The organism is Dialister sp., from assembly GCF_036343215.1.
Taxonomy (GTDB): Bacteria; Bacillota; Negativicutes; order Veillonellales; family Dialisteraceae; genus Dialister.
The window spans coordinates 1-9,431 of sequence record NZ_JAZASU010000067.1 but is presented as its reverse complement, the minus strand read 5'-3'; the positions used below and the strand labels follow the sequence as shown (position 1 = coordinate 9,431).

Genomic DNA, 9,431 nt, shown 5'->3' with positions numbered 1-9,431 from the left:
TTGTCAAGTACTTTTTTCAGATTTTGTCGGATTTTTTTAAATTTTTTGCACAAAAAAAGCACGCATCTTTCGACGCGTACTTGAACTATTTCATGATTTTCTTAAGTTAATGATATTGCTGCTAACTGCTAACGGCTAACGGCTAACAGCTGACTTTTTAAATCTTTTCCGACCTCAAACTTCCCCCATCAATGACCAGTTTCCTTTCATGGAATCGATCCAGCGTGGACCGGTGGCCTACGCTGACCACGGTGATTCCGGGCATGGAAATCAGGAGGGAGTAGAGCTTCGTTTCCGTTTCTTCATCCATGGCAGAAGTAGCTTCATCGAGGAAGACCCATTTCGGACGATTCAGGAAGATACGGACGAAAGCCAGTTTCTGCTGTTCGCCAAGAGAGAGGATATGGCTCCAGTCTCCTTCTTCGTCCAGATGGTCCGCCCACTGGGCAAGGCCGCATTCTTTCATGAGGGAGATGATTTCTTCCTCCTTTCCTTCATGACCAGGGTAAAGAGCCGCTTCTTTCAGAGTACCGATGGGCATATAGGGGCGCTGGGGAATGAAAAGGGTATCCTTCCTTTGAGGCAGGTCCAGATGGCCCTTCGCATAAGGCCACAGGCCTGCAAGGACGCGGAGAATGGTGGATTTGCCGGAGCCCGAGGGGCCTTTGAGGATGACTTTTTCACCGCTTCCGATTTCACAGGAAAGGTCGGGGAGCAGCGTATTTCCATGGGGCAAATCCACTTCCACGTGGGAAAGGGTCAAAGTATTTCCTTCTTCTTTTCGCGTCAGGAGGCCTTTCTGCTTTTCCGTGTCGCCGAGGATCTGTTTCATATGGTCATCAAAAGTGAGAAGTCGTTCCACGCAGGACATCCATTCGGCCAGGGATGAGTAAACATCTACGAAGTAAGACATAGATTCCTGGACTTTGCCGAAACAGTTGGCCACCTGCATGAGCCCGCCCAGGGATATGGACTTCGAAAGATAGCGGGGCGCCGCCACGACGAATGGAAATATAATGGCGATCTGGGCATAGGAATTGGTGAGCCAGGAAAGCTGCTTCTGCTTTTTGATGATATACACCGTATTCACCACAAGCTTCTGGAAACGGGTGCCCAGGATTTTCTTTTCCTGGGGAGCCCCATTATAGAAAGCCACGGTTTCTGCCGTTTCGCGGAGCCGCACCATGGCATAACGGAAATCAGCTTCCATCTTCTGCTGGATGAAATTGAGTCCCACCAGTTTGTGCCCCACCTTATGGGTAATCCAGGTGCCCAGAATGGAATAGGCCAGCGCCGTCCACACGAGATAGCCGTAAATGTGATAAGTATTTCCACCGATTTCAAAAGAAAGGGGCTCCGAAAGGGACCAGAGGACAAAGATGAAGCAGAAAATCGTGGTAATCGCGCGGAGCAGCCCGCTCATGAAGGAAAGGGTCCGGGCTGTAAAGAGATTGATATCCTCGGAAATTCGCTGGTCCGGGTTATCCGAAAGGCCGCCGGAGAACATTTCCATGCGGTAAAACATCTGGTGTTCCGTCCAGCGGGAAAGATATTCCTCCGTCATCCATCTCCGCCAGCGGAGGGCGAGCTTCTGCTGGAGATAGTAGGCATACACCGCAAAAGCGATATGGGCAAAGGCGAGCCCCGTAAATTTGATCAGCCCATGGTATACCGCATCGGCATCATAATTCTGGAGGGCCGAATAAAACTCATTGAACCAGTCATTCAAAAGCAGAGTCATGTACACCGCCGCAATCGTAAGGACGATGATCCCCAGAAGGTACGCCCAGGCCGACCGCTTCTCGCTGCTCTTCCAGTACCGGGCAATAAGCGAAAGCAGCGCTTTCATAGTCCCCCGGTTCCACTTGCCATATGTCGTCATAAAAAGCTCCTTGCAGAGAAATGATTATTATTGGAAATATTTTTTAGTATACCACGAGGAGACCCGATTGGGGATGATATAATGGAAATAGAGGAATCGTTCTTCGTTGTTCATTCGCAGCCGACACACATAAGGCTGACTGACAAAACAGTCTCGTGCTGATTGTCACTATCCAATCGCGGTAAGGCCCCCCGAAGTTCGGGGGGCTGTCGCCGAAGGCGACTGGGGGGCTGTACTCTCATACAAGCCGAAAATGAGCTAAAAGGTAAACTCATCCCCGGAGAGCTCCCGCGAAGCCGGTGAGGGGATGAACTGCACTTTTCGGCAGTAACCATACAAGTCGAAAATGCACGCCGAAGGCAAAATTCAAAAACTGCGGTGCTTTCCAATTTTTATGCGCCGCACCGCCCCGCAATCCCCAATTCGATTATTTCACTGCTAACGGCTGACAACTAACGGCTAACAGCTAATTTTACATACCTTTTTCCCCTGAAAGGAGCACAAGTCTATGAAAAAATCATTCAAGCCCCAGTCCTGGATTTACCCCCAGCCCTGTGTCGTCATCGGGACTTATGACAAAGAAGGAAAACCGGATGCCATGGTGGCTGCCTAGGCCGGCATTTACGATACGAACAAAATCGGAATCATGCTGGACCATCATCACAAAACCATGGACAATATCAGAGAAACAGGAGCCTTCACTATTTCCATGGCTACCGTAGAAACTATGGCGGAATCCGACTACTTCGGCACGGTCAGCGCGAACAAAGTGGAAGGAAAAATCGAAAAAGCCGGCTTCCACACCGTAAAGAGTGCATTCGTCAATGCACCGGTCATCGAAGAATATCCCCTCACCTTCGAGTGCAAAGTGGAAAAACTCATCCCCGAAGGAGAAGATTTCCATGTCGTAGGTACCATAGAAAACATCCTCGCCGACGAATCCATCCTCACCAATGGAAAACCGGACCCAAAAAAACTCCGCCCCATCTCCCTCGATGCAGTCAACGGAGACTATCTCGTAGTCGAAGAATCCGTAGGCAAAGCATGGAGAGAAGGAAGAGTTTTTATCAAGAAATAACTCTGCCATCCTTCTGAGCTCCTTCAATTAGAGGCAGATTCGATGATCGTGGTCCGTGTTCCGTGGACCGTGGTCCGTGAAGGTGCGGCGCAAATTCATGGGCGCCGCATATTTTTTAGAAATCATTCTGCCATCCTTCTGAGCTCCTTCGATTAGAGGCAGATTCGATGTTCGTGGTCCGTGGTCCGTGGACCGTGAAGGTGTGGCGCCTTGAAATTATATGGGCGCCCCTTTTATATGAAAATCCTTCAAGCCCATCCCAAAATATTCCAAGTTAAACAGGTGATAATCCATGAACTCATACGATGACTTTCATCAGGTCATTCAGGCACGGATATCGGTAAATAGCCAGCTGCGGGGCGGCGACCCTCTCTGGCAGTGGGAGACGATGGTGAAACAATTTACCAAAGATATTTCCCTTTCCATGAAATTCATCCGGGATGAAATCACCGATGAAGAACTATACTATCTCAGCGAAGTTTTCGATGAAATCCTGCTCAAAACAAAAAGTCCCAAGCTCCTTCAAACCCTCGGGCAGAGAGCTTCTCAAGTTCATGATGAACAGTTCAGACAGAAAATTTTAAATGAACTGAACGATGCCAAAGGAGTATCTGGTATATTCTGAACCATACAAAAACCACAGGAGAAATTCTCCTGTGGTTTTTATGTGGTCCATCTCATGCTGAAATCCCCCTGTAAAAGAGGCGCTTCCACGACTTCAAGGCGCCCACCTTCCCGACAACCCCGATTATTCCCGAGATTCCCGATCATCCCCGACACAAAGGTTTCCAAAGATTCCAGTCTTCCTTCCGAATGAAAAGTTTATCCCCCAAATCCCCTATAAAAAAGAGGCACCTTCATAACTTCAAGGCGCCCACCTTCCCGAGTCTCCCGAGACGCCCGATACTCCCGGCCCCCGATTCAAAAGTTCCCGGAGACAGCCGTCTTCCTTACAAACAAAAAGTTTATCCCCTCTCACACATTCTCATGCTACAATATAATAGTAATAATTATTAAAAGGAGGATTTCCCATGCGCATTGTGGTCATTGGTGCCGGAGATACGGGCCGCATGATTTCGGAGCTTTTGTCCAATGAAAACTATGAAGTCATAGTGGTGGATACGGACGGAGACAAATTGGATATGATCCGGGATGATATGGATGTACTGACCATCCAGGCCGACGGGACGAGTCCTTCTTTCATGAGAAGTCCCGACGTGGCCGGATCAGATTTATTGGTCTCAGTGACGGATCTGGATGAAGTGAATATCATTGCCTGCATCCTGGCGAAGAAAAACGGTTTCGCCCATACCATTGCCCGCATCCGGGACCCGAAGTTCCTGGCAGAGCCGGCGGAGTATATCGAAGGAAATTTCAGTATCGACCTCATTCTGAGTCCGGAGCTCATTACGGCTCGTGAAATTTCACGGCTCGTCATGACCCCTTCGGCTTTAAATATCGAAGATTTCGCAGAAGGAAGGGTGCGTCTGGTAGAGGCCAAAGTGGACCCAAAATCTCCTTTCTGCCATAAAATGCTGAAGGATATCAAACTGCCGAGGTCTGTCCTGATTGCCCTCATCATGCGGGACCATCATATGATCATTCCCCATGGCACCGATCAGCTGCTGCCGCTGGATAACGTCTACGTCATCGGGAGTCCGGAATCCCTGAAGGAAATGGCTGCCCGTCATCAGGGAAATGCCCAGGAACAGCGGAAAACTCTCCGGGCCCTTATCATCGGGGCCGGACGGACCGGACAGGCCCTGGCGCCCATGCTGGAATCCCAGGGGATTTCCGTCAAAGTCATCGATAATAATGAAGACAACTGCAAAGCCATGAGCCTGAAACTGAAAAAAGGCCTCGTCCTACACGGAGACGGGACGGATATCGATATGCTCACTTCCGAAGGGGTTTCGGAAGCAGATACGGTGATTTGTACCACCCGGGATGAAAAGCAGAATCTTCTCATGGCTCTCGTGGCAAAACATTTAGGCGCAAAGCAGACCATTGTCCGGGTGACGCGGACGGAATATATTTCCCTCATGCGTCAGGTGGGAATCGATATCGTCCTTTCCACCCGAATCCTGGCGGCTGCCGAAGTCCTTTCCTTCGTACGGAGCGGATCCGTCGTTTCCGTTTCCCTCCTGGACGGAGCCAAAGTCCAGGCCATGGAAATGATTCTTCCTCCGGGCTCTCCCATCGAGGGTAAACCCCTCATGAAGGCGAATATCCCGAAAGCCTGCCTCATCGGCGCCTTTGTGCGAAATGGACAGGTCCAGATCCCCGGCGGCCTTTCCGTATTGCAGGCAGGAGATAACGTCATCCTCATCGTCCAGGCAGACAAAGCCCAGGACGTGATTTCCTATTTCAAAGGAAGGAAATAATATGAACCGGTTCATCATCGAAGGCATGCTGGCCCGGCTTCTCCTCTATGCGGGCCTCGTGCTTCTCATCCCTCTGGCACTGTCCCTGATTTTTGGCGGGTCCATCATCGCCTTCCTGCTGCCCCTTCTCATTTCCGTGGGGCTTTACTATTTCCTGAATAGAAATAAAGCACCGCTCAATGCAGGCCTCACGCCCCGCGAAAGTACGGCCATCACCGTCCTTTCCTGGCTCTCCGTATCCCTGCTCTATACGCTCCCCTATCTGCTGAGCGGCTATCTGTCCCCGCTGGACAGCTTTGTGGAAAGCATTTCCGGCCTCACCGGCACGGGAGCGACCGTCATCGAGCATCTGGAGTACATGCCGGTATCCTTCCTTTTCTTCCGAAGTCTCACCGAATGGCTGGGAGGACTCGGCATCATTGTCATTTTCGTCGCCCTTTTTCCCCAGGCCGGACGGTCCATGACCCGTATGGTGAATCTCGAAAGTACGGGCGTCAGTTCGTCGAAAGCCCTTCCGCGAATCAAAGATACGGCCCGGTCTCTTTTCACGGTATACTTTTTCCTCACTCTCATTGCCATAGCCGTCCTATGGATCTGGGGAATGAATACCCTGGACGCCATCAATTACGGCATGTCCGTCATCAGTACGGGAGGCTACTCCATCCAGGGAGAAAGCATCGCCTATTTCAAAAGCGGAACACTGGAAATCATCCTCATTTTTTTCATGGTCCTATCGGCCGCCAACTACGGCATTTACGTGGAAGCCTGGAAACGGGGACCGAAAGTCATCTTGAAAGATACGGAATTCAGGGTATACCTAGCCCTCACCGCAGCCGGTGCCCTGCTCATCGCTTTTGCCTGCATTTTCCAGGGACATATGGATATACTGACTTCCATCCGGGAAGCTTTTTTCCATGCTGTTTCGTCCTCCTCCACCACCTGTTTCTTTGCCGAAGACTATGATCAATGGCCGGCGCTGGCGAAATATGTGATTCTTCTCCTCTTCATGGTAGGCGGCTGCGGAGGATCCACAGCGGGAGGACTCAAAGTCATCCGTATCATCCTCCTCTTCAAATGCTTTTCTGCCCTTCTGAAGCTCCATCTCCATCCAAGGGCCGTAGTCCATATGACAGTAAAAAGGGAACAATTTTCTTTAAATACAGTCCTCCAGACTCTGGCCTTCTTCTTCATCTACATGTCCCTCTCCGCCCTCTGGGCCGCCTGCTTCATGATGGATGGCCAGGACTTCATCGATTCCATCGGACTTGCCTTCGCCACCATGAGCAATGCCGGTCCCGCCTTCGGACAATTCGGGCCCACCGCCACCTATCAGGCCCTGCCGCCTTTCAGCAAAATCATCGCCTGCTGTTCCATGCTCTTCGGAAGACTCGAATCCATTACGCTGCTAGCGGTATTCATTCCGGGCTTCTGGAGGAAAAGCGGGTGGTGAGTGTCCTGAGTCACTCCTGCTTTACTTATGATGAGCAACATAGTGCTTCCCGGATTTCGGACTTGGGATTTCGGATTTCAGGGATGTGGCCGCCGGATTCATAGGGCAGCCTTTTTATTTGACTGGCAGCTGATGAAAGAGGACTTCACTTCACAATCAAGGCATAAATGAGGGTAATGGATCAATTGACAATCGATCACCACCCTTTAAGGTGTTGAGAGGGTGCTGGAGCGAAGCGAAGGCGGGTGCGTTCATCTATGACAGACGGCACAAATGAGACTGACTGACGAAATAATCCCATGCCGATTGTCTCTATCCAAAAGCGAGAAGGCTCCCCTCGAGAGAGGAGCTCCCGCGAAGCGGGTGAGGGGGAACTGCACTTTCGACGGTCATCGCACAAGTCGAGATTGAGAGCCATCGGCCGCCGGCGAAGCCGACTATAAAAGATTGGTCCGCTTTGCGAACCATATCCTTCCCGACATCCCCGACCATTCCCGAGATGCCCGATCATTCCCGATTCAAAAGTTTCTCCCCTTAAAATTCCCAATACAAATGGGCGCCCCTATGATTTCAAAGGCGCCCACCTTCCCGAATTCCGAAATCCCAATTCCCAAATCCGCCCCAATGACTCATTTTTGTTCCATCCCAAATATGGTACAATAGAACCATCATCGAAATAAATAGATATCATTTGTAGAAACATTTCAAAGGAGGGCTCATGAATCGTCTTGTCATTCAGACCATGCTGTCCCGCCTGATTCTGGGGGCGGGACTTGTACTATTGCTGCCCCTTGCCCTTTCTCTCTGGTACTGGGGTCCCGTGATTTCTTTTCTCATCCCCATTGCCCTTTCCATACTTCTTTATTTCCTTCTTCATAAAAAGGAAATTTCTCCGAATACGAGCCTCACCCCGCGGGAAGGGACTGCTATCACCGCCCTGGCCTGGCTTTCGGTTTCCATTTTATATTCGCTTCCTTTCGTCCTGAGCGGTACCCTTTCTCCCCTGGACGGGCTGGTGGAAACGGTTTCGGGCATTACGGGGACGGGAGCTACCGTCATTGAGGACCTCACTCTCTTTCCGCCGTCCCTTCTATTCTTCAGGTCCCTTTCCCACTGGCTGGGAGGCATCGGAATCATCGTCATTTTCGTTGCTTTGTTTCCTCAAGCCGGCCGGGGAAGCACCCGCATGGTGAATGCGGAAAGTACGGGCCCCACCGTATCGAAGACCCTTCCGAAAATCAGGGAAACCGCCCGCTCCCTTTTTATTGTTTATGCTGTTTTTACTGCCACCTGCACAGTAATCCTTCTTTTCTGGGGCATGAGCCCCCTGGAAGCTCTGAATCACAGCATGTCCACCATCGCCACCGGCGGTTTTTCCACCAAAAATGAATCCATCGCCTTTTATCACAGCCCTGCGCTGGAACTCATTCTCATTTTCTTCATGATTATTTCGTCAGCCAACTTCGGCATCTACGTGGAAGCCTGGAAACGGGGCCCCCGCATCATCTGGAAGGATACGGAATTCCGCGTATATCTCTCCCTTGTCCTTGGCGGCACCCTTCTCATGACTTTTTCCCTCGTCACCCAGGGAAATATGGAAATAGAATGGGCCCTGCGGGAAACGCTCTTTCATGCGGCCTCCCTTTCTTCCACCACCGGCTTTGTGGCAGCGGACTTTGACCTCTGGCCTTCGGCGGCAAAACTGATCCTCATGACCCTCATCATCATCGGCGGCTGCGGAGGCTCCACTTCAGGGGGACTCAAAGTGATCCGCCTCATCCTTCTCATAAAATCCTTCCGCTCCCTCCTCACGAGACACATCCATCCAAGGGCAGTCTCCCGGGTCCATGTGGGACGGGAAAATTTCAGTCAGGAAACGGTACTCTCCGTCCTTTCCTTCTTCTTCATCTACATGAGTCTCTCCTTCCTCTGGGCCTTCTGCTTCATGATTGACGGAATCGCATTCACCGACGGACTGGGCCTTGCCTTCACCACCATGAGCAATGCAGGCCCCGCCTTCGGACAGTTCGGAGCCACGTACACTTACGCAGCCCTGCCGCCCTTCAGCAAAATCATCGCCTGCCTCTCCATGCTCTTCGGAAGACTTGAATCCATTACGCTGCTGGCTGTGTTTATACCATCTTTCTGGAGGAAAAGCGGATGGTGAAATAAGTTATCAGTTATCAGTGTATGAGGCCGCTGGATTTATAAGGCGGCCTCTTTTATTTTCTTTTTTCGCAGGGGAAAAGTCTAAGATGTAAGATACCAGGTAAAATTTCGGAAATCACCCATTCCTGCCCTATCAGTCTGCTTCGCAGCCAGCTTCCCCGGCGGGGAAGCCTTTCCGCGAAACTTTTGAGGCAATTCCGATTGAAACGGTGCCTCATGAGTCCTGACAATTGCAAGACGCATACGAGACGAATCGAAGAAACAATCTTGATCCAATTGTCTCTATCCAAACGCGAAAAGGCTCCCCTCACAGCCTCCCCGAAGTTCGTAATGGCAACAAAATAAGGACATCAAAAATCTAATATTGTGGATTTTTAGGTTTATTAGATGAAAATTAGCCTTCTAATCTATCCGACCTATCCTTAATGGGTAAATGCTCTGTTTTTGGGCGCACTAAAGGGACCCTGA

Annotated in this window: 6 protein-coding genes; 5 read left to right on the top strand and 1 reads right to left on the bottom strand. The window is 50.6% G+C overall.

Features of this window, described 5'->3' with window-relative positions:
• Positions 1 to 157: 157 nt before the first annotated feature.
• Complete coding sequence (locus tag VZT47_RS07965; RefSeq protein WP_330224442.1) at positions 158 to 1,882, bottom strand: ABC transporter ATP-binding protein/permease; 1,725 nt, start codon at positions 1,880 to 1,882, stop codon at positions 158 to 160.
• A gap of 646 nt (positions 1,883 to 2,528) precedes the next feature.
• Here VZT47_RS07965 and VZT47_RS07960 point away from each other — a divergent pair.
• From VZT47_RS07960 to VZT47_RS07940, 5 genes are all read left to right on the top strand, one after another.
• Entirely contained in the window at positions 2,529 to 2,960 is a 432-nt protein-coding gene (locus VZT47_RS07960; protein ID WP_330224441.1) for a flavin reductase family protein, read from the top strand.
• 292 nt (positions 2,961 to 3,252) lie between these two features.
• A complete protein-coding gene (locus VZT47_RS07955; RefSeq protein WP_330224440.1) occupies positions 3,253 to 3,585 on the top strand; it encodes a hypothetical protein in 333 nt (110 codons plus the stop codon).
• Positions 3,586 to 3,991: 406 nt separating this feature from the next.
• A complete protein-coding gene (trkA, locus tag VZT47_RS07950; protein ID WP_330224439.1) occupies positions 3,992 to 5,344 on the top strand; it encodes a Trk system potassium transporter TrkA in 1,353 nt (450 codons plus the stop codon).
• Position 5,345: 1 nt separating this feature from the next.
• The gene (locus VZT47_RS07945) at positions 5,346 to 6,794 is read left to right on the top strand and encodes a TrkH family potassium uptake protein (RefSeq protein WP_330224438.1); all 1,449 of its coding nucleotides are present in this window, start codon (positions 5,346 to 5,348) and stop codon (positions 6,792 to 6,794) included.
• Positions 6,795 to 7,512: 718 nt separating this feature from the next.
• The gene (locus VZT47_RS07940) at positions 7,513 to 8,961 is read left to right on the top strand and encodes a TrkH family potassium uptake protein (RefSeq protein WP_330224437.1); all 1,449 of its coding nucleotides are present in this window, start codon (positions 7,513 to 7,515) and stop codon (positions 8,959 to 8,961) included.
• The last annotated feature ends 470 nt before the right edge of the window (positions 8,962 to 9,431 follow it).

Excerpts from the sequence above, each read along its gene's own strand:
- VZT47_RS07960 (WP_330224441.1), top strand. The coding sequence starts at position 2,529 with ATGCTGGACCATCATCACAAAACCATGGACAATATCAGAGAAACAGGA.
- VZT47_RS07945 (WP_330224438.1), top strand. The coding sequence starts at position 5,346 with ATGAACCGGTTCATCATCGAAGGCATGCTGGCCCGGCTTCTCCTCTAT.
- VZT47_RS07940 (WP_330224437.1), top strand. The coding sequence starts at position 7,513 with ATGAATCGTCTTGTCATTCAGACCATGCTGTCCCGCCTGATTCTGGGG.
- VZT47_RS07955 (WP_330224440.1), top strand. The coding sequence starts at position 3,253 with ATGAACTCATACGATGACTTTCATCAGGTCATTCAGGCACGGATATCG.
- trkA (WP_330224439.1), top strand. The coding sequence starts at position 3,992 with ATGCGCATTGTGGTCATTGGTGCCGGAGATACGGGCCGCATGATTTCG.
- VZT47_RS07965 (WP_330224442.1), bottom strand. The coding sequence starts at position 1,882 with ATGACGACATATGGCAAGTGGAACCGGGGGACTATGAAAGCGCTGCTT.